A 19,084-nucleotide genomic window follows, 5' to 3' on the forward strand; every position below is an offset into this window, starting at 1 on the left:
CTGCTACGGTCGTCCCGGGCGAGGCCATGAAGAGGCTTCCTTCTCAAAACCCCTTGAAATAGTCTCTTCGCTCTCCTCGCCCCTCAGCTTCGTGGCAGGCCCCCCGTTCGGACGGTAGGAGACGGTCGGAACGGGGAGGGCCGTGTCCCCGGGCAGGCCGGCCCGTTGTGAGGGCATGACCTCAACACGACGTATCTCCTCGATCCTCGCCGTCGCCGCCGCCTTCTCGTGCCTCGGCACGGCCGCCGCCACCACCGCGTCCGCCGCCGAAGCCACCGGGCCGCTCGGCCCCAAGGTGAACCCGGTCAGCGAGCTCGACGCCCTCACCATGACCGGCATCCCCGAGGAGTCCCGCGGGCAGTTCCCCGGCATCGCGGGTCAGCTGAACGGCCTCAGCCGGGTGAACGAACTGGGGCAGCTGCGCCAGTTGACCGACCTGGCCGCACCCGCCACCGGCGTGCTCCCCGAGATCTCCGCCTGACCGAACCGACCCGATCCGCTCCGAAGGTCCGGTGCCCCGACGGCACCGGACCTTTCGTCGTCTCCGCAGCCCGTCCCGCGCCCCGTCTGCGCACCCCGTCCCCGCACCCCGTCCCCGCGCCCCGTCTCCGCGCACGGTTCAGGCCTTGGGGGACGCTTCCCGTACGGGGTGCTTGCTCAGGATCGACACCCGGTTGAAGGCGTTGATGGTGATCGCCACCCAGACGACCGCCGAGATCTCGTCGTCGTTCAGCGACCGGCGCGCCTCGTCGTAGGCCCGCTCCTGCGCGAGGGCGTCGGCGGGCGCGGTGGTGGCCTCCGCCAGGGCCAGGGCCGCGCGCTCCCGCGCCGTGAAGAGCCCGGTGTCACGCCAGGCGGCGAGCACGCCCAGGCGGCGGCTCGTCTCGCCGGCGCGCAGGGCGGCCCTGGTGTGCACGTCGAGGCAGTACGCGCAGCCGTTGATCTGGGACACACGGAGGTTGACGAGTTCCACCAGGAGGCGGTCGAGCCCCGCGTCGGCGGCCGTCGCGCGCACGGCGTCGGCCGTCTGGACCAGCGCGTGGTAGGCCTTGGGACTCTGCTTGTCGATGTAGACCCGCCTGTCCTCAGGGGCTCCTGCCGTGTCGATCACCATGCGCTCCTTCCCGAGACCCCGCGGCCTCGTCCGCCGACCGTGCGTGTCACTGTCGCAGGGGCTATCATCGTCCATGATTGTTGAAAATGGAACTACTTCCATGGAGGGGTCGGCGATGAGCGTCACGGAGATCGAGGTACTGACCGCGCGGGACGTCCCCCTGGGCGGGCCCCGGGCGATGACCGTACGGCGCACGCTCCCGCAGCGCGCCAGGACACTGATCGGCGCCTGGTGCTTCGCCGACCACTACGGACCCGACGACGTCGCCGAGTCCGGCGGCATGGACGTCGCGCCCCACCCGCACACCGGACTGCAGACCGTCAGCTGGCTGTTCAGCGGTGAGATCGAGCACCGCGACAGCCTGGGCAGCCACGCGTACGTACGGCCCGGCGAACTGAACCTCATGACCGGCGGCCACGGCATCAGCCACACCGAGGTCTCCACCGCCCGCACCACGACCCTGCACGGCGTGCAGCTGTGGGTGGCCCTGCCCGAGGAGCACCGGCACACCGCCCGGGACTTCCAGCACCACGCCCCCGGGACCGTCCGGGTCGACGGAGCGGACGTCAGGGTCTTCCTCGGGTCGCTCGCCGGCGAGACCTCTCCCGTACGCACCTTCACGCCGCTCCTCGGCGCCGAACTCCTCCTCGACCCGGGCGCGACCGTCACCCTCCGCACGGACCCCGCCTTCGAGCACGGCCTGCTCGTCGACTCGGGCGAGGTCCGCATGGCCGGCACGCTCCTGCGCCCGGCCGAACTGGGATACGCCCCCACCGGGGCCGACACGCTGACCCTGACGAACGAGTCGGACGCCCCCGCCCGCGCGGTCCTCCTCGGCGGGACCCCGTTCGAGGAGGAGATCGTCATGTGGTGGAACTTCATCGGCCGCAGCCACGAGGACATCGTCGAGGCCCGCGAGGAGTGGGAGAAGGCCTCCGACCGCTTCGGCGAGGTCGCCGGCTACCCCGGCGACCGCCTCCCCGCCCCCGCCCTCCCCAACGCCCGGATCGCCCCGCGCAAGAACCCCGCACACCGCTGACCTGGGATTTTCTCTATCGCGCCGATCAGGGGCGGGGGATGCCCGGCCTCTGCCCGTGGCTGCCGCCGCGACTGCGGGAGAGAGAGGGGGGCGTGTCGCAGCCCCCCGCTCGCGCGGGGACCCATGCCGCACCACTGCCGAACGTGGCTGGCTACGCTGGGCCTTTCGACGTGCCGTTCACGGAGGACTCTCCATGGCGAGCGAGAAGAAGCGGGAGTGGACACCATGACAGAGAAGAGCTCCCGTGCCTCGGGCGAAAGAGCCGTTCCCGGCTCCAGCCCGGCCGCCGCGGCCAGCGCGCCGGTAGTCCTGAGCAACGAGCCCGGCTCGTTTGCCTGGAGTGTGCTGGCCAAGCGCCACCCTGCCCTCATCCAGCAGGTACGAGACGCCTTCCCGTACGGCCGTGAGCAGCACGAGGCACTCGACGCCCTGCTGGACGAGATCACCAATGGCGTCATCGAGGCGCTCGCCCCTGGTGAGCACGATCGTGAGCGCTGGGCGGACTGGGGGCAGGAGCACTTCGGGCGCTCGTGGTACGACGCCCCGTTCCTGTGGGCGGAGAGCTACTTCTATCGGAGGCTGCTCGGCGCGGTCGGGTACTTCGGTACCGGTCCGTGGCAGGGAGTCGACCCGTTCGCGCCGTTCAAGCAGGCCGAACTGCGAGGCGGCGCGGTGGAGGAGGAGCTGCCGGCGCTGGACGCGCTTGCCGGCGTTCCGGCCGAGGAGCGGGCCACGGCCCTGCTCCACGCGTCGCTCTGGGGCAACCGCGCGGACCTCGGCTTCCGCGTCTCGGCGGGGGAGCCGGTGGCCGGTGACGCCGCTGTCTCCGCGCTGGTGGCCGACGACAGCGCCGTGCTGTGGCAGCTGCTGCCCGTCGGGGGCTCCTCGACCGTCGCCGTGGTGGCGGACAACGCGGGACGCGAGCTGATCCCTGACCTGATCCTCATCGACCACCTCCTCGAACACAGGCACGCCGAACGGGTCGTGCTCCACGTCAAGCCCCACCCCTACTACGTCTCCGACGCGATGACGGCGGACGTCGCCGACTGCCTCCGTCGCATCACCGAGGCGCCCGGAGAAGCCGGCAGGATCGGGGGCCGGCTGTGGAAGGCCATGGCGGCAGGAAGCCTGGAGGTCCGCACCCACCCCTTCTTCTGCGCTCCGCTGCCGTACGAGGAGATGCCCGAGGACCTTCGCGGCGAGTTCGCGAGCGCCACGCTCACCATCCTGAAGGGCGACCTCAACTACCGTCGTCTCGTCGGCGACCAACTGTGGCACCCCACGACGCCCTTCGCCGATCTCACCGCGTACTTCCCGGGTGCCGTCGCGACGCTCCGGACCCTGAAGTCCGACGTCATCGTCGGCCTGGAGCCGGGAACGGTGCACGCTCTCGAACGGTCCGGGGCTGCCTGGCGTACCAGTGGAACTCACGCGCTGGTTCAGGCACGACGGTAGGGGAGGTCTCCGTGACGATCGAGCCCCGGACCGCAGTCGCCGCTGCCATCGTCGTTCACGACGAGCGAGTCCTGCTCGTGCGGCGACGAGTCGCGGAAGGAGCACTCTGGCACGGGCTGTTCGGATCGGAGCAGAATCACCTCGACCGGGCTCTGTTCTCGTGAGCACCCTCGGGGCGGCTCCCCCGAGTCCAGGGGCGCGGGAACGCGCCCGCTCGGTGCTCGTGTGCGATCAGGTCTGGTCAGCTGCTTGCTGACCCCTTGCTGCCTTTACTGACGACCCACCACGAGATCAGTTGTTCAGACACGGCCTGACGCCCGTACTGCCGGCGCCGGTTACTCGTCCTCGTCCTCCTCGTCGTCGTCCTCCTCGTCTTCGTCGTACCAGCCTTCGATCATGCCGACGAGTCGTTCGTCGATCGGATTGTCGAACTCGTCCTCGGTGGCGAGGAGTCGGCGCAGCGTGTTCAGGGGGTACCAGTGTTCGCCGGGCTTGGCATCGGGTGCGCCGACGCAGGGGGTGTCCAGGTACGCGGGGTCCGGGACCGCCGGATAGAACGCCGGGAGCAGGCCGAAGGTGACGTCCGGTTCGAACTTCCACACCCAGCCCTCGCGCCGTCGGCGCAGGGTCTCGCCGATGTACCACACGGCACCCTGGATGAAGGGGGAGCGGCGCTGTGCCGTGATCTCCTCCGACTCGGCGAATGTCTCCTTGACGAGGTCTTCCAGGGCATCGAGGGAGGCGTCGGAGAAGTCGAACCGGTCGACGCCGCCGGCTTCCTGGGCCCAGCGTTCGAAGGCGGCCTGGCGTTCGGTGAGCCAGGCCAGGAGGTCGGGGTGGCGGGTGGAGTCGTAGTCGGAGTGGGGTGTGGTCATGGCCAGAACCTACCGAACCGCGCTGTCACCCGCGCAGGATCTTCGCGGAGTCATCACACGGCGCGTCAACAACATGTTGTGCCACGGGTGTTGACGGCCCCTAGTGTGGTGGGTCGGCAGGAGCGGGCACGATACGGGGGCCCCTTGTCCGGCCTGCCCTCGCAGTCTTGAGTCCCGTGGCCCCCACGACCAGGGACACTACGTGAGCACATCTATACGACAGCGCCTGAAAAGGCGCCTATCTGCCGCGCTGGCGGTCGTTTCCTCGGCGGCGGTGCTGCTGGTCGGCCTGCCGTCCGTGGCGTCGGCCGCGCCCGGGGACTACGCGAAGATCAGCGGTGGTAAGCGGTGCGACCAGATGCATCTGAAGAAGACCATCCCGCGTACGCCGAACAACTCGGGTGCGCCGACGGGTCAGCACCACTGGACGAAGTCCGGGCCGGACGAGGAGTACTACTACAACAACGCGTTCAAGGGCTTCGAGAACGTTCCCGCGCCCACTGCGGCCGAGTTGGGGCAGGTCACCGGCAGCCGCGCGGACATCGACAAGTGGGACAATGCGTATGCGGCCTCCAAGGACCCGGAGGACATGCGCAAAGCGATCTACTCCCGCTACAAGCGGCACCGGAACGAGTCGAACAACCCCAAGCCGTTCGGCAGCTGGAAGGTCAACCTGATCAGCGCGCAGGTCAGCAAGCAGAAGGGGGGCGTGTTCGAGGTCAAGGCGGTTCAGGACTTCAACATGGTCGGCCCTGACTGGCTGTGCGAGGTCACCATCGAGATCTTCGACAAGGACGGCAAGAAGATCGCCTCCCGGCGGTACGACTCCTACAACCAGCGCACCGGTGACCTGGGGGAGTTCAAGTCCGACGGGAAGCGCAAGCCGGCCCAGCTCCGGGCCGACAGGATCATCCTGCGGCACAAGGACGCGAAGTACGACTTCACCCGGCACCGGCTGACGATGTTCACGTCGGAGAAGCCGAACGGGGCCACCCTCCGCGACTACAAGGCCGAGAACGACAAGCTGCGGGCGGAGCGGGGAACGGGGAACAACCCGATCCGGATCGCGGAGCGCCGGGCGACCGCGAAGGGCGTGTGGCCGCAGACGAAGTACACGAAGACGTACAACGTGTTCAACCCGCTGCCGAACCGCGGCACCCAGGGCCCTGGCGCCTCGATGGCCTACGGTTCGGGCCAGAACCCGGCCCAGGCCCGGCAGTTGCAGAACCAGTACCTGGCGAACAACGGCCGGTCCGCGCTCGGCCGGGGCCCGGGCGGGGTGGACTTCTCCACCCTGGAGCTCCAGTACGTCGGCAACCCGGTCAAGGGCAAGGCCCTGGACTACTCCATGAAGGCCGACCTCGTGCCCGACGAGGACGACAACCCGGGCTGGGGCGGACAGGCGAAGCTGGAACTGGCCTCCGATGCCCTGTTCACGTGGCTGGCGCTCACCCCGGACCGGCAGTGGGTGAACCTCAACCCCGACCAGCCCAGCACCATCATGGACAAGGCGTTCGGTGAAACCGACGCCGGACGTGTCCTCCTCGTGGCCGACATGGAGATGAAGCGGGACTTCTCCCGCGCCATGGACCCCAAGAAGTCCCCGGGCAAGGAGTTCATGGACGCCGCCCCCAAGGTCGACGGGGTGCCGTGCTGGGGATCGGGACGCAACTGGATCGTTCCCGGCCGGGCGAAGGTCCGCGAGCAGGACGGCGGGATCTACATCCTCGACGCCCCGCTGGAGGTCAACCACGCGGCGATGGACTTCGCCACCCCCGTACAGGGAGAGGACTGCTCGAAGAAGCTCAGCAAGGAGGAGAAGGAGCGCAGCCACCGGCTGATCACCCGCTACCTCGTCCCGCACGTCGAGAAGCAGATCAACACCGACCCCAAGTACGCCGACCTGCGCCGCGTCTACAAGTCACGCGTCGCGGCCGAGTGGATCCGCCAGCAGGACGCGAAGAAGGCCACCGACTTCCGTCCCATCATCAACAGCAACAACCTGAAGCGGTGGCCGCTGCGCGGTGAGAACGCCCACTGGGACAAGCGGACCGTGTGGCAGGAGATGGTGAAGTCCTTCACCAAGGGCGACTTCACCTACGAATGGCCCCTCGGCGACGGCCGGATCTACACGTTCTTCGTCGGCGGCATCGACTTCGCAAAGGCCCCCAAGCGGAACATCACCGGCGTCGAGTTCACCGCCCAGCACCGTGAACTGCCCCGCGCGACCAAGGACTCCGTCCGCACGGAGACCTCCGCCCGCGACAGCGACACCGCGTTCCTGGGCGGCAACGGCGCCGCCCTGACAGATGACGGGAAGCCCGACCCGAAGCCGACGCCGACGCCGACCGACCCGACGCCGACCGACCCGACCGATCCGCCCACGTCGCCGGGCCCGGACCCGACCAAGCCCGGCAACGGCGACACCGGCGGCAGTGGGGGCGCGACGCCTCCGGCGAACCGGCCGGACCCGGACGGCGGCCTCGCCGACACCGGATCGGACACCCCGATCGGCCTGATCTCCGGCATCGCCGCGGCGATCGCCGCCACCGGCGCGGCCCTGGTGTGGTGGATGCGGCGTCGCCGCACCGTCCAGGAATAGCCTGAACGAGGAGCACAAACAGGAAGGGTCCCACCCCGGTTCGCCCCGGGGTGGGGCCCTTCCTCCAGAAAGTCAGGCCTGAGCGGCCACTCGGCCTTGAGCGTCGCGCGCGGGCGGGAAGCTGTCCCGCCAACGTGTGATCCAGTGCACATCAGTGGGGGCGATGACTCCGCTCCTTGCCGTCGGTCATATGGGCGACACCGTCGAAGCGAGGAAGGCCCGCCATGACCGACATGCTCACCGCGCCCCGCCACGTCCCTTCTGCCACGCCCGCGTCACGATCGGCGGGGCGGTGGGCCGTGGCTGGTGGTGTGGTGGCGGGCCCGCTGTTCCTGGTGGCCGGTCTCGCCCAGGGCTTCGCGCGCGACGGCTTCGACTTCACCCGGAACGCGATCAGCCAGCTCGCCCTCGGCGAGTGGGGCTGGGTCCAGACCGTGAGCTTCCTGCTCACCGGCGCGCTACTGATCGTCGGCGCGGCCGGACTGAGGCGGGCGCTGCGCGGTGGCCCCGGCGGGACGTGGGGGCCGGCCCTGGTCGGTGTCTTCGGCGTTTCCTTCTGGGCCGCGGCGGCCTTCCCGGCCGATGCCGGTGCGGGCTTTCCCGTCGGGGCATCCGAGGCGACCGTGATGAGCGGGCACGGCGCCGTCCACATGTTCGGCGGAATGATCGGCCATCTCGCCCTGTGTGCGGCGTTCTTCGTGCTGGCCCGTCTGCTCGCCGTCCGGGGCCTGCGAGGGTGGGCGGTCGCGTCCCGCGTCGTGCCCGTGGCCGTTCTCGCCGGTTTCATGCTCTCGGCCGCCTCGGTCCTGGCGTTCACCGCCGGCGCCGGCCTCGGCCTGCTGTGGCTGAGCGCGGTGACGGCTCGGCTGATCGGCGCTCCGGCCGACCGCTGGCCGACCGTCGTTCCGGCGGGCATCATCGACACCACCAAGATCATCTAGCTACGAAACGGAGCACCCATGACCGACGCCGTGAAGGGGCCTGCCAGCTACTTCCCCTCCATCGAGAAGAAGTACGGCCGCCCGATCGCCGAGTGGAAGGACCTCATCCGCTCCTCCCCGCTGACCAAGCACATGGAGCTGGTCAACTGGCTCAAGGCCGAGCACGGGCTCGGCCACGGCCACGCCAACGCCCTCGTCGCTCACACCCTCGCCGAGGACAGCGGCAGATGATCAGGCCGGGACGCCGAGGCCGGCTTCGTCACTCAGGCGATCCGGCAGGCCGAACAGCGGGAAGAGGCGCGCGGTGTCGCGGAACGCGGTGATACCCGCGATGCGGTCGCCGGAGAATTCGACGACCTGGAGCGCCCAGGGCTCGTAGCCGGTCCCGTCCTTGCAGGGACGGTACTGACCGAAAGCGGGCGAGCCGTTCGCCACGGTCGGGACGAGCCGCGATCCGCGGCAGCCGACGGCCGGGCCCGCCAGCCACGACCGGATGTCGGTCACCCCGCGCATCCACTTCGCGTACGGCGGCAGGGACAGGGTGGCGTCGACATGGAGCAGCATGTTCAACTCCTCCATGTCGTACCGGGAGAACGCCGCGGCGTAACGCTCGGCCAGGCCCCGCCGGACGCCGTCAGGTGCCGGGGAGGCAAGCCCGCCGGCTCCCTCCCGGCGATCGGCCAGTGTGGCGCGGGCCCGCTGGAGGACGCTGTTGGCGGAGGCGACGGTGGAGCCGTGCAGGTCGGCGTCGCGGGCCGAGAAGCCCAGGACGTCCCGCAGGATCAGGTTGCGCGCTGCTTGGGCGGCAGGTGCTGGAGCGCGCCGATGAACGCCAGCCGCATCGACTCGGTGGCCGTTGCCGCGGCCTCCGGATCACTACCGGGCATGGGGCCGATCCACAGCGCGTCGTCCGCCGGCGCCCCTGGTGGCGTGGCACCGTCAGTCGGCCCGGACCGGTCCATCGGCAGCGCCCGCCGCTTTCCGGCGGCGAGAGCGTCCAGGCACACGGTCGTGGCGATGCGGTACACCCACGACCGCAGGGACGACCTGCCCTCGAAGCGCTCGGCGTTCTGCCAGGCCCGGACGAGGGCCTGCTGCACGGCGTCCTCGGCCTCCGCGTACGACCCCAGCATCCGGTAGCAGTATCGGGTCAACTCTCCCCGGTGCGCCTCCAGTTCCTGCACCATCGCACCCGCCGCCGTGTCCCCCATGCCGTACGCCTCCGGTCCTGAGCCCCCAGCGCACAGGGAGGGCACCTGTCTGGCTGTCGCAACGATATGCGCAGGTCATGAGCCCGGGGCATGCGGCGGTGGCGATACGACGACGAAGCCCCAGGTCGCTGACCTGGGGCTTCGTTCAAGAGCGGATGTTGCGAGCCCCTGTCTGTCCTGTGCCCTTGATGACCGCTGTTCACCGCCCTGAAGGGCACGAATGGGGAACGTGACCGGCAGCGGAGGAGTCGGGTGTTGCGGAAGACCCAGTAACCGAGGTCGCTAAGGCCGGCCTCGGGGTGGAGGTGCTGGCGCGACAGGGGTCTCCGTGCGGCCGCGCTCGTGCCCGGAGACGGTCTACGCGCCCGCGACCAGCATCGCGCCCATCGCCAGCATCGTCGTGGCGACCACGCCGTCCAGGACCCGCCACGCCTTGGGGCGGGACAGTACGCCGGACAGCAGGCGAGCGCCGAAGCCCAGGGCGAAGAACCAGCCCAGGCTTGCCAGGGCCGCGCCCGTACCGAAGGCCCAGCGCAGGTCGCCGCGGTCGGAGGCGAGCGAGCCCACCAGGAGGACGGTGTCCAGGTACACGTGCGGGTTCAGCCACGTCATGGCCAGGCAGGTCAGGACCGCTCGCCGGGCGGATCCCGCGTCTGGGCCGCCGGCTGTGAGCGCGGCCGCCGAGTCCGGCCGCAGCACCCGCCGGGCGGCCAGAAATCCGTAGCAGAGCAGGAACGCCCCGCCCGCGAGACCGACCGCGGTCAGTGCCGCCGGCCAGGCCGTGACCACCGCGCCCACCCCGGCGACGCCGAGCGCGATCAGCACCGCGTCAGAGACGGCGCAGATGGCGACGACCGCGAGGACGGCGTGGCGGCGGACGCCCTGGCGCAGGACGAAGGCGTTCTGGGCCCCGATGGCCACGATGAGGGAGAGGCCCGTACCGAACCCGGCGAGTACGGCGGCGGCGATGCTGCTGGTCATGCCTTCGACCGTACGAACCACCCGGCAATGAGTACAGCTAAGGATTCTTACGTACCCTTAGCTCTACTTATGGATGAGCTTCCCCTGGACCAGGTCAGGACCCTGCTCGCGGTGGTCGACGAGGGCACCTTCGACGCCGCGGCCACCGCCCTGCATGTGACCCCCTCCGCCGTCAGCCAGCGCGTCAAGGCCCTGGAACAGCGCACCGGGCGGGTCCTGCTGATGCGTACCAAGCCGGTACGGGCCACGGAGTCCGGAGAGGTGGTGGTCCGGTTCGCCCGGCAGCTGGCCCGGCTGGAGCGGGACGCCCGCGCCGAACTGGGACTGGCGGCAGAACGAGGCCCCGCACGGGTCCCGGTGGCGGTCAACGCGGACTCCCTCGCCACCTGGTTCCTGCCCGCGCTCACCCGGGTGCCGCAGGACCCTCCGGTCTGCTTCGAGCTCTACCGGGAGGACGAGTCCCACACCACCGCCCTGCTGCGGGAGGGACAGGTGATGGCGGCCGTCACCTCCTCGCCCGACCCGGTGGCCGGCTGCACCGTACGTCTGCTGGGGCTCGCCCGCTACCTGGCCGTGGCCACACCGGAGTTCGCGGCCCGGCACCTGACCGGCTCCCTGGCCGAGGATCTGAGCGAGGCCCCCACCGTGGTGTTCGACCGGCGCGACGAACTCCAGGACTCCTTCGTCCGATCCCTGACCCGGGGCCGGTCGGGGGCCGGACGGATCCGGCACATGGTGCCGGCCTCGGACGGGTTCCGGGACGCGGTGGCCGCAGGCCTCGGCTGGGGCCTGGTACCCGAACCGCAGGCCGCGCCGCTCCTGCGGACCGGCCGACTGGTGGAGCTTGCCGCCGGCCGGCCCATGGACGTCCCGCTGTACTGGCAGCAGTGGAAGCTGGACTCGCCCGCCCTGTCCTCAGTCGCCGAGGCGGTCGCGGCAGTCGCCGCCGAGTCACTGCTGCCCCAGGGCAGGTAAGCCGGCGCGAGCCGTGAGAGGTCTGGACAACGACGAAGCCCCAGGTCACTGACCCGGGGCTTCGTTCAAGAGCCGCTGGCGACAGGCCAGTGGCACGTCCAAGGCGCGCCCATGTTCGTCTTCAGGCCGGGGTGGTCGGCGGCTGCCGCAGGGAGAGGGCGATCAGCAGAGCGAACGCGGTGAGCGTGTGCAGGACGCCTCCTGGCCCACGTCCAGCAGCACTCCGACGCCGTCGGGACCGTCGACTGGTCGATCGTCTGCGGAGACTCGACGACGGTTCGGGCGCATCAGCATGCGGCCGGGGCCCGAAAAGGGGGCCCTGGGAAGGCGAGGCGCCCGGCCGGTCGCGGGGCGGGCTGACCAGCAAGATCCACCTGGCCTGCGACGGCCAGGGCCGCCCGCTCGCGTTCACGATCGCGGGCGGGAACGTCAACGACTGCACCCGGTTCGAGGCGGTCATGGCCCGGATCAAGGTCGCCCGGCCCGGGCCGGGGCGCCCTCGGACCCGGCCCGACCGCGTCGTCGCGGACAAGGGCTACTCGGCCCGCAAGGTCCGCGCCTACCTGCGGCGACGCGGCATCGGCTGCACGATCCCGGAACGGATCGACCAGATCAACGGTCGCATCCGCCGCGGCGAGACCCGCTTTCGGCTCGACAGGGCCGCCTACCGCAGGCGGAACGTGGTCGAACGCTGCTTCGGCCGGCTCACGCAGAACCGGGCCCTGGCCACCTGATACGACAAACGAGCCGTCCACTACCAGGCCGTGGTCACCCTCGCCTGCCTCCGACTCTGGCTCCCACGACTTTCCGGACACCCCCTAGGCGCTGTGACCGCATAGCTTCACCGGGTTGCCTTGGCTGGTGGCGAGTCAAATTCGGCTGCACCGGGGGGCGCTCATCTGCGAGAGTCGCGCGCTGTGAACAGTGATGGCGTTGTGCTTCGACAGGCCGGTGAATCCGACGCGCTCAGCATGGCCGACGTATGGCTGCGGTCCTTCGCCGCCGCGCTGCCCGCCGTCCGCCGCGCGCACGACGATGACGAGGTAAGGAACTGGTTCTCGCACGTGGTGGTACCGCAATACGAGACCTGGGTTGCCGTCGCCGGGGGCTCGGTGGTCGGGCTCCTGGTACTCGCGGGCACGGAGCTGGAGCAGCTCTGCCTCGATCCGTCGTGGCGCGGCCGGGGACTGGGCGACCGGTTCATGACCCTGGCCAAGCGGCAGCGGTCGCAGGGACTGGAGCTGTGGACGTTCCAGGTCAACAAGCCGGCGCGACGGTTCTACGAGCGGCACGGTTTCGTTGCGATTGAGCGGACCGACGGACTGCGCAACGAGGAACGGGAGCCGGACATCCGCTATGTCTGGCGGCCTTGAGAGGCTGGACGGGCTGCGGACACGGGTCAGGCGGCCGCCGCCAGGGGGCGTCCTCCCCAGCGGATGCCTTTCTCGCAGCGGACGCGGACGCGGGCGCGCTCGCGTCGTTGGGCTGCCAGGACATCGGGGTGGCGGGCGTTGTTGTTCCGAGCGGTGTTTTGTTCGCCGCGGTGCCGCACAAGGGCCTGGCCGGAGAAGGCGTCACCGGATGACGTCACGGTGACGGCATAGCCGAACGCGTCACATATCCCGTTTGGCACGGCTGGATCTGGTGTTCCGCAGAGGTGGTGAAGCCCAGGTCACTGAACCCATGGCGCGGCATGCTCTGCTCGTGGGCAGCCCGCCGAGGGTATCGTCCGCCCTCGGCTTCTGCGCCGGATGCCTGGGCGCCGTGGCTCGACAGGCCTCTACGATGCCGTGCGTGCCGGATCCCCCTGCAAGGGGAGGCGTGACGAGCCAGATCATCGTCCCCGAGCCGGCGTCACTGCCAAGTCGCTGAACGGCACCGAGCCCTGGAGCAGATCACCGAGCGCCGTGCCAAGGCCACCGATGCCCACCAGGCCCGTGTCGACTGCACCTCGCGTACGCCAGATCCGCGGCGCCGGCACTGTGAAGGCGCTGCCCAGGTCCTGCCGACCGCGGAGCTGTCCCCCGTCATCCCATCGCGGCGCTTGACAGCGAACTCGGTCGTCCGCGCTGCCGGAGTGCGTCGCGGCGCCCGGGGCGCGCGGTCTCGCCGCACGGTGTGTTCCGCGCCTCATCTCGACGGCGAGTGCAGACCGAGGTTGAACTGCTGGTCGTCACTGGGTGGCGACGCGTAGGTCCCGGATGTACCAGTCGAACCGCGTGCCGTCCTCGCTGCGCCTCTGCTTGCCCGGGGTGAACCCTGCCCGCTGCGCGACTGCGGCAGATGCGGGATTCTCCGGCTCCACCTGGATCACTGCCGCCTCCCCGCCCTCGCTCGACGCGTACTGGGATGCCAAGAGGACGGCGCGGGTAGCCAGGCCATGCCCTCTCCAGGAGGGATAGAGGCCGTACGCGACGTTCACCTGGCCGGGGGCCAAACCCTGTCCTTCGAACCGCAAGTCGACGGTCCCTGCGAGTGTCTCGTCGGCTCCTACCCGGATGCCGAAAGCGCGAAATGGTCCACCGGACGCCCACTGTTCACGGCAGTGCCGGATGTACGCTTCAACGCCCTCGCGCGTGCCGGGACCGCCATTGAGCCAGCGAACGAGCAACTCATCCTCCCCGGTGAGGTGCGCCTCCACATCGTCCAGGCGCAGCGGGGACAGACTGACGATCCCGTCGGACAGCTTCACTTCATTCATCCGGCGATTCTTGACGCCAGAGCCGTGTCCCACCATCGGATTCCGCGGGACACCACGCCGGAACCACCCGCCACAGAGGATGAACTTGGTGTGGCTGGTGTGATCACGGCGTCGGAGCCGTCCTGGATAGCCCCGTTCACCGGGCTGAGCCCGCGCTGCTTCGGCAAGCTCGTGACCGCACTGCCACGGGAGGGGGCGGATCCGGTCCGAAAAGGCCGGCCATAGGGCCTCGTCTCTGAGGACCGGGTGCTGCGGTCGCCGCCTACTGGCGAACGAACCTGACACTGCGCCAGCTGGGCCCGCTCTTCGGCATCTCGAAGTCGGCGGCCGACCGCATCATCGACGACCTCGGACCGCGCCTGGCTCTTCAGCCCCGCAAGCGGTTCCGCAAGGACACAACCGCAACGACTGCAAGGCTTGGGAACTGCCCGGGCCGAGGCGGCCGTCGGACGGACCACGGTGATCGCCGACGGCGCCTACTGGGGCACCGGCCTGATCATCGACGCGAACCCGGCCAGGCCGAACTGCCCGCCTGGAAAGAGGAACACAACACCTTCCACCGCAATGTCCGCGCAAGTGTCGAGCACGCCTTCGCCCGCATGAAGAGCCGGAAGATCTCCGCGGCTGCCGTCTGAAAGGCGAGGGCGTCCACCACGCCATGCTCGGCATCGCCCGCCTCCACAACCTCACCCTCGCCTTAGCCAACGGAGCAGGTTTTCGTGCGAGTTCGGAGGCGAGGGCCGCTGCGCTGCTGTTCATCTCGGAAACAAGGACTACCTGATCGTCTCCTTCAAGGCGGACTGACCGGCCCGGCCGACAGTCGGAGACAGGCGAAAGGGGGTGCCACCCATGCGGGTGACACCCCCTCGTCGTGCGTCCTACATGGAGGAGTCGTCGAACGGGTTGTTCATCACGGCAGAGGCCTCGCAGCTCGCGATCACGCCGCTGCTGGCGCCAATCTTGCAGACCTCGAAGTAGGCGTTGTCGATCCAGCCGGCCTGCAGGTACGTGCTCCACGAGGCGGTCGTCTGGCCGCTGGGCACGGTCCGCATCGACCAGACCTTGTGGCCGGCTTCGCCGTTGGTGATGAGGCGGATGCCGACGACGTAGCCGTCGGTCGCGCGGTCCTGGGCGACGATCTGGATCGGGTCGAGACGGTAGGGGTTGATCCCCCAGCCGATGACCATCCGCCCGTAGTACGAGTTGGTCGAAACCGTTGCCTCAGTGCCGGAGGCCGCGGCCGCGGGGCTGGCGAGGAGCGGAGTGACTACGGTGGCCAGAGCCGCGGCGGTGGCGACGAGGCTGGTCTTGAGGCGCAAGGATCCCCCAGGGAAATATGTTGGCTGGAAATGTCTACTCTAGCTCGAATCTGACCATGTCTGACCATGTCTCAACTTGCCTCGTCCGAGGTGCCCTTCGGCCTTCCGCAGGCTGCCATGGTCGCAGCGCCTCGCCATGGTTCAGGACGTACTCGACCCGGGTGACGGTGGCGGCGTCACGCAGGTGCTCCGGCTCGGTGGAGTAGGCGCGGCGGTCGGCGAGCGTCGCCTGGCGCAGCAGGAGCGGGCGGCGGGCCATGGGGTCCAGACGGCGCTTCCCCGCCGACTTCGCCGCTGCCGTCGCCGCTTCGAGGCCGGCCTGCAGCGCGGCGAGGGTCTCGTCTTCTTCGCGTTCAGGTGGGGCGGTCTTGTCGGCGGTGCGGTGCGGTAGTCGATCCCGGCGGCGGAGAGGTGTCGTAGGGCTACCAGGACCTCCTGCACTGCCGGTGCCACCGGACGAGAGCCCCCCGCTTCGTCTCCATCGGCCTGTAGGAGCCCAGCGTCCCGAGCGATCTGTCGAGGACGCACGATCTGGTGAATCCGTGATGTGAACGCCCGGTTTACCGCCACGATGGCTTCATGAGCGCAGAGGAGGCGGAACCGGTTGGATGGCCGGTGCGAGTGAGGGTTCCGGTGGAGCCGGTAGAGGCCGCGATGGAGGCCGATGCCGTCGACGCGGCGGTGCGCCACAGCGCCCTGGTCGTGCGGGGCCCGCTGTTCGGGGTGGCCGCGCAGAGCAAGGACGACGGACCGCGGTGGCGGATTGTCGTCGAGGTCACCCACGGCTGCCCGCAGCAGGCGCGGGACGGCCTGAACTCCCTGCTCTGGTTCCGGGCGAAGGACGACGCGAAGAGCCCGGCGGAACGGCGTGCACTTCTGGCGGCGGTCGCCCGGCTGGAGAACGAGTACGTCGACGAGCTCACTGTGCTCGACACCCGCTACCGCGTGGTGCGAGCCGAGGAGTACGCGGCCATCGACGCGCACGGCGACATCGAAACACCACGGCCCACCGATCCCGAACCCCTCACCCCCGACTGGAGTCCCGGCGCCGGCGCCCGCAGTCCGAGGGTCGACGACGACCTCGTCCTGGACCCGGACGCCCCGCTCTCCCCTCTGCAGGCGGCGGAGCGGCTGTCGCTGCGTTCCCTGGCCTACACCGGCACCAGATTCCCCGACTCCGTACTGCACGACTCCGCGCGAGCCCTGGAGACCCACCCCGACGTGCTGCTCATGCCGACGGCGTTCCTGATCGTCGAGCGGTCCGGCAACGAGCCCTGGACACCGGGCAGCGGCCTGCAAGCCACCGCCCACGACGCCCGCCGGACACTGGCCTTCGCCCTGACCTGGCTGGAACCGCGCCGGCGCGGCCTGATCCCCTACGACGCCGAGAGCGACGTCGACGCCCGCACGGTCGTCGCCGAGAACACCGGCCCCACGGTCGGAGAGCTGGCGGTGTTCGCCGAGGCCGCGGAACGGCTCCGCGTCGGCCGACTCAACCAGGTCGAGGTCCACGGCACCGTCTCCCGGATCGCCCGCGCCCGCCGTCTGCTGCGCTGGGGCCCCGACGGACCGGAAGGCCCTCGTCCGTCCGACATCAACACCCACGCGCCTCAGGTCCTCCACCCGCGCCTTGACGAGCACGGCACCGTCCACGTCGAACAGCCCGCAGAGGACGAAACCGCCTCCTGACCCCCTGATGCCCCGTCCCAGCAGCCGGCTGACCCACCGTTCAGCACGCCTGTGCCGGCGGGCAGGCGGTGGGGTAAACGCGGGCGCTCCGGCGAACGAAGATCTGGGCCGCGGCTTGCCGGTCCTCGCGCCGGGGTCTGGCGAGGCCGGCGACAGAGGCCAGGCCACTGTCTTCGAGGTTGTCGAGCCGGCCTGGCACGGGTGTCGTGTCAGGCCGGGGGCGACACGTCCAACCGTGGCGATTCCATCTTATGAGCGTTCGATTCCCAGAAACTGCCTGCGGAAAGTCGCGGGGGGCATGCCGTAAGCATCGCGGAATGCCCTGCTGAACGCGGACGCGTGGCTGAAGCCCCGCTGGGCGGCGATGGCGTGCACGGGCACCCCCTGATGCAGGGGATCGGTCAAGTCTCGGCGCGCTCGCGCGAGTCGTTGCTGTTGCAGGAATGCCGCGACCGTCGCGCCGCTTCCTTCCCGCTGGAACAAACGGTGGAGATAGCTGACGGATATGTGATGCGCGGCGGCGATCGCAGGGACATCCAGCTGTGGGTCGTCGGCGTTGTTCCGAATGAAGGCCATGATTTGGAGCGCCAAGGTCCGTCGGTGCGTCTCCGGTGTCAAGGACCGGTCGGCGTCGAGGACGCCGGCGAAGAGCGAGGCGACGAGGTCGGCCAGAACGCTGCTCAGGCGCGGGGCGTCGGTCGGGTGGTAGGAGTGGCTGTCTCTCGTCACCTGGCTGAGGAACATGGCCAGCAGGGCTCCCATTCCGTCTCGCGCCGATATGTGCTTGCCGATGATCTGGCTGGCGGTACGTGGGGGCAGCGGAAGGAGGGCTTTGGGTACCTCGACTCCGATGATCTCGAAGGATTCTCGGCCGGTCATGATTTCGAACGGACGTGAGGTATCGCTGGTGTGGTAGCTGAACGCGCTGTGCGCGACGGTCTCCTTGCCCAAGGTGACCATTCCGCCCCCACGTTTGACGAGTGAAAGATGATAGGCCTCGGGATCTGACCGCCCTATCAGCTTCGGCGTGCGAAGGAAGGTGAGGGGAATGCATTCGAGAGGGTAGACGGTTATCTCGCCGAGTGAAACGATTCGTTGGTTCACCCAGAAATCGGCAGCGCACTCACTCCGCATGTCCATGGGTGCATGCGTCTCCGACATGAGGGCCCGCCAGCACTCGAACCGGTCGGCAGGTGGCAATTCGGCACTGCGAAACGTCATCTCAGGCAGCATGATCACGGATCTACACCCGTGGAAGCGGCCCGTGCAAGGGAGTTCTTTGGGTCCCTGGCTGCTTCCGGGCAGGCCGTGGGGGGCTGAACCGGAAACCTCTTCCCGCTCGACCGGTAATTCAACATTCACCCATGGGTGGTGGGGCGGCGGCAGGCTGGTCGAACCAGCGGCCCTCGGAGGCTTCACCGGTCGCCGTTCCCATGGCGCGAGCGGGGGGTCGACTGACCGTCAAGACACTGTGCACTGCGTGCCAATGCCCAGTGCGTCGGAACTTGGAAGAGTGAGCGGCGGATCAAGCGGCCACGAGGACGATCGCCGAGGCGCTTCGGAGCACAGCCTCAAGGGCTGGTGGTTCCTGCGGAAGCTCCCCTGCATCACCACCGGCTGCCACATCATTCTCCGTTCGACTCGAACAAGGAGCTGGCACGTTCATGCTGAAGAATGCAATAGCCCGGATGGTTGCGATCGCCGTGGCAACTCCGGCGCTCGCGTTGACGATGTCCACGTCGGCATCGGCCGCGACTCAGAGCGACACCGTCCACTGGCAGAACGCCGCGACGGGCAAGTGCCTCAACTGGGGCAACGACGTCTTCGGTAACTACCGGTTGGACCCGCCGGGGCCTTGCGACACGTCCTACCACGGCTGGTCGCAGTGGAAGGAGGTGTCGGTGGACGGCAAGTACTGGACGTTCCGTCCCGACGACACGGTGAACGGTCATGACGTCAACATGTGCCTGACGTCCTACAACACCCTCGTCTACCTGGAGACCTGCCAGGCCGGCAACTGGTGGCAGCAGTGGGAGGAGATCTGGACGCCGAACGGCTGGAAGCTCCAGCACCGGGGCGCCGACTGGGTGGCCGGCTTCTACCTCGACAGCGACGGCTCGCGCACGTACACGGAGCCTGGCAACGGAGGCCTGAACCAGGTGTGGCACTGACGGCACTGACC

18 protein-coding genes and 4 pseudogenes are annotated in these 19,084 nt (G+C 69.4%); 14 read left to right on the forward strand and 8 right to left on the reverse strand.

What is annotated here, in order from left to right:
• Positions 1-175: 175 nt before the first annotated feature.
• Complete coding sequence (locus ACN9M0_RS31730) at positions 176-481, forward strand: hypothetical protein (RefSeq protein WP_366038905.1); 306 nt, start codon at positions 176-178, stop codon at positions 479-481.
• A 138-nt stretch (positions 482-619) separates the two neighbouring features.
• Here ACN9M0_RS31730 and ACN9M0_RS31735 read toward each other — a convergent pair whose 3' ends face one another.
• Entirely contained in the window at positions 620-1,114 is a 495-nt protein-coding gene (locus tag ACN9M0_RS31735; protein ID WP_366038906.1) for a carboxymuconolactone decarboxylase family protein, read from the reverse strand.
• Between the two features lie 115 nt (positions 1,115-1,229).
• Between ACN9M0_RS31735 and ACN9M0_RS31740 the strand changes: the two genes are divergently transcribed.
• The 3 genes from ACN9M0_RS31740 to ACN9M0_RS31750 all read left to right on the forward strand — a co-directional run bounded on the left by ACN9M0_RS31740 (position 1,230) and on the right by ACN9M0_RS31750 (position 3,772).
• Positions 1,230-2,153: a pirin family protein gene (locus ACN9M0_RS31740; RefSeq protein ID WP_399696990.1), complete on the forward strand. Its 924-nt coding sequence runs from the start codon at positions 1,230-1,232 to the stop codon at positions 2,151-2,153.
• Between the two features lie 225 nt (positions 2,154-2,378).
• Positions 2,379-3,608: a damage-control phosphatase ARMT1 family protein gene (locus tag ACN9M0_RS31745; protein ID WP_426404624.1), complete on the forward strand. Its 1,230-nt coding sequence runs from the start codon at positions 2,379-2,381 to the stop codon at positions 3,606-3,608.
• 11 nt (positions 3,609-3,619) lie between these two features.
• Positions 3,620-3,772: a hypothetical protein gene (locus ACN9M0_RS31750; RefSeq protein WP_399696994.1), complete on the forward strand. Its 153-nt coding sequence runs from the start codon at positions 3,620-3,622 to the stop codon at positions 3,770-3,772.
• A 171-nt stretch (positions 3,773-3,943) separates the two neighbouring features.
• Here ACN9M0_RS31750 and ACN9M0_RS31755 read toward each other — a convergent pair whose 3' ends face one another.
• Positions 3,944-4,483: a hypothetical protein gene (locus ACN9M0_RS31755; RefSeq protein WP_399696996.1), complete on the reverse strand. Its 540-nt coding sequence runs from the start codon at positions 4,481-4,483 to the stop codon at positions 3,944-3,946.
• Between the two features lie 274 nt (positions 4,484-4,757).
• On the opposite strand from ACN9M0_RS31755, the gene ACN9M0_RS31760 reads away from it, so the two are divergent.
• The 3 genes from ACN9M0_RS31760 (at position 4,758) to ACN9M0_RS31770 (ending at position 8,257) form a co-directional block, all read left to right on the forward strand.
• Positions 4,758-7,085, forward strand: a complete 2,328-nt coding sequence (locus ACN9M0_RS31760) for a hypothetical protein (RefSeq protein ID WP_399696998.1) — start codon at positions 4,758-4,760, stop codon at positions 7,083-7,085.
• A gap of 224 nt (positions 7,086-7,309) precedes the next feature.
• Positions 7,310-8,026, forward strand: a complete 717-nt coding sequence (locus ACN9M0_RS31765) for a DUF998 domain-containing protein (RefSeq protein ID WP_399697000.1) — start codon at positions 7,310-7,312, stop codon at positions 8,024-8,026.
• Positions 8,027-8,044: 18 nt separating this feature from the next.
• A complete protein-coding gene (locus tag ACN9M0_RS31770; protein ID WP_426404625.1) occupies positions 8,045-8,257 on the forward strand; it encodes a DUF4287 domain-containing protein in 213 nt (70 codons plus the stop codon).
• Here ACN9M0_RS31770 and ACN9M0_RS31775 read toward each other — a convergent pair.
• Both ACN9M0_RS31775 and ACN9M0_RS31780 read right to left on the reverse strand, forming a co-directional pair.
• Positions 8,258-9,237 (reverse strand): annotated as a pseudogene (locus tag ACN9M0_RS31775) (sigma-70 family RNA polymerase sigma factor).
• A gap of 357 nt (positions 9,238-9,594) precedes the next feature.
• Positions 9,595-10,218, reverse strand: coding sequence for a LysE/ArgO family amino acid transporter (locus ACN9M0_RS31780; RefSeq protein ID WP_426404626.1), 624 nt, complete (start codon positions 10,216-10,218; stop codon positions 9,595-9,597).
• Positions 10,219-10,287: 69 nt separating this feature from the next.
• On the opposite strand from ACN9M0_RS31780, the gene ACN9M0_RS31785 reads away from it, so the two are divergent.
• The 3 genes and pseudogenes from ACN9M0_RS31785 to ACN9M0_RS31795 all read left to right on the forward strand — a co-directional run bounded on the left by ACN9M0_RS31785 (position 10,288) and on the right by ACN9M0_RS31795 (position 12,566).
• Positions 10,288-11,193 carry a LysR family transcriptional regulator ArgP gene (locus ACN9M0_RS31785; protein WP_426404627.1) on the forward strand — a complete coding sequence of 302 codons (906 nt, stop codon included), beginning with the start codon at positions 10,288-10,290 and terminating at the stop codon, positions 11,191-11,193.
• 195 nt (positions 11,194-11,388) lie between these two features.
• A pseudogene (locus tag ACN9M0_RS31790) lies at positions 11,389-12,032 on the forward strand (IS5 family transposase); the annotation flags it as partial.
• A 132-nt stretch (positions 12,033-12,164) separates the two neighbouring features.
• Positions 12,165-12,566 (forward strand): GNAT family N-acetyltransferase, encoded by a 402-nt coding sequence (locus ACN9M0_RS31795; RefSeq protein WP_399697107.1) that lies wholly within the window; start codon positions 12,165-12,167, stop codon positions 12,564-12,566.
• A gap of 26 nt (positions 12,567-12,592) precedes the next feature.
• On the opposite strand, the pseudogene ACN9M0_RS31800 reads toward ACN9M0_RS31795, so the two are convergent.
• Together ACN9M0_RS31800 and ACN9M0_RS31805 are read right to left on the reverse strand one after the other, a co-directional pair.
• A pseudogene (locus ACN9M0_RS31800) lies at positions 12,593-12,715 on the reverse strand (IS630 family transposase); the annotation flags it as partial.
• 651 nt (positions 12,716-13,366) lie between these two features.
• Positions 13,367-13,894, reverse strand: a complete 528-nt coding sequence (locus ACN9M0_RS31805) for a GNAT family N-acetyltransferase (protein WP_426404628.1) — start codon at positions 13,892-13,894, stop codon at positions 13,367-13,369.
• A gap of 90 nt (positions 13,895-13,984) precedes the next feature.
• Here ACN9M0_RS31805 and ACN9M0_RS31810 point away from each other — a divergent pair.
• A pseudogene (locus ACN9M0_RS31810) lies at positions 13,985-14,675 on the forward strand (transposase family protein).
• Positions 14,676-14,772: 97 nt separating this feature from the next.
• On the opposite strand, the gene ACN9M0_RS31815 reads toward ACN9M0_RS31810, so the two are convergent.
• Positions 14,773-15,213 (reverse strand): hypothetical protein, encoded by a 441-nt coding sequence (locus ACN9M0_RS31815; protein ID WP_426404629.1) that lies wholly within the window; start codon positions 15,211-15,213, stop codon positions 14,773-14,775.
• 136 nt (positions 15,214-15,349) lie between these two features.
• Here ACN9M0_RS31815 and ACN9M0_RS31820 point away from each other — a divergent pair, with 136 nt between their 5' ends.
• Together ACN9M0_RS31820 and ACN9M0_RS31825 are read left to right on the forward strand one after the other, a co-directional pair.
• Positions 15,350-15,604: a hypothetical protein gene (locus ACN9M0_RS31820; RefSeq protein ID WP_426404630.1), complete on the forward strand. Its 255-nt coding sequence runs from the start codon at positions 15,350-15,352 to the stop codon at positions 15,602-15,604.
• 242 nt (positions 15,605-15,846) lie between these two features.
• The gene (locus ACN9M0_RS31825) at positions 15,847-16,902 is read left to right on the forward strand and encodes a DUF5954 family protein (RefSeq protein WP_426404631.1); all 1,056 of its coding nucleotides are present in this window, start codon (positions 15,847-15,849) and stop codon (positions 16,900-16,902) included.
• A 249-nt stretch (positions 16,903-17,151) separates the two neighbouring features.
• Here the strand turns inward: ACN9M0_RS31825 and ACN9M0_RS31830 are convergent, their stop codons facing one another.
• Positions 17,152-18,135 carry an AraC family transcriptional regulator gene (locus tag ACN9M0_RS31830; protein WP_426405356.1) on the reverse strand — a complete coding sequence of 328 codons (984 nt, stop codon included), beginning with the start codon at positions 18,133-18,135 and terminating at the stop codon, positions 17,152-17,154.
• 431 nt (positions 18,136-18,566) lie between these two features.
• Here ACN9M0_RS31830 and ACN9M0_RS31835 point away from each other — a divergent pair, with 431 nt between their 5' ends.
• Positions 18,567-19,073: a hypothetical protein gene (locus ACN9M0_RS31835; RefSeq protein WP_426404632.1), complete on the forward strand. Its 507-nt coding sequence runs from the start codon at positions 18,567-18,569 to the stop codon at positions 19,071-19,073.
• The last annotated feature ends 11 nt before the right edge of the window (positions 19,074-19,084 follow it).

It is taken from the genome of Streptomyces sp. R-07 (assembly GCF_049913175.1).
Lineage (GTDB): Bacteria > Actinomycetota > Actinomycetes > Streptomycetales > Streptomycetaceae > Streptomyces.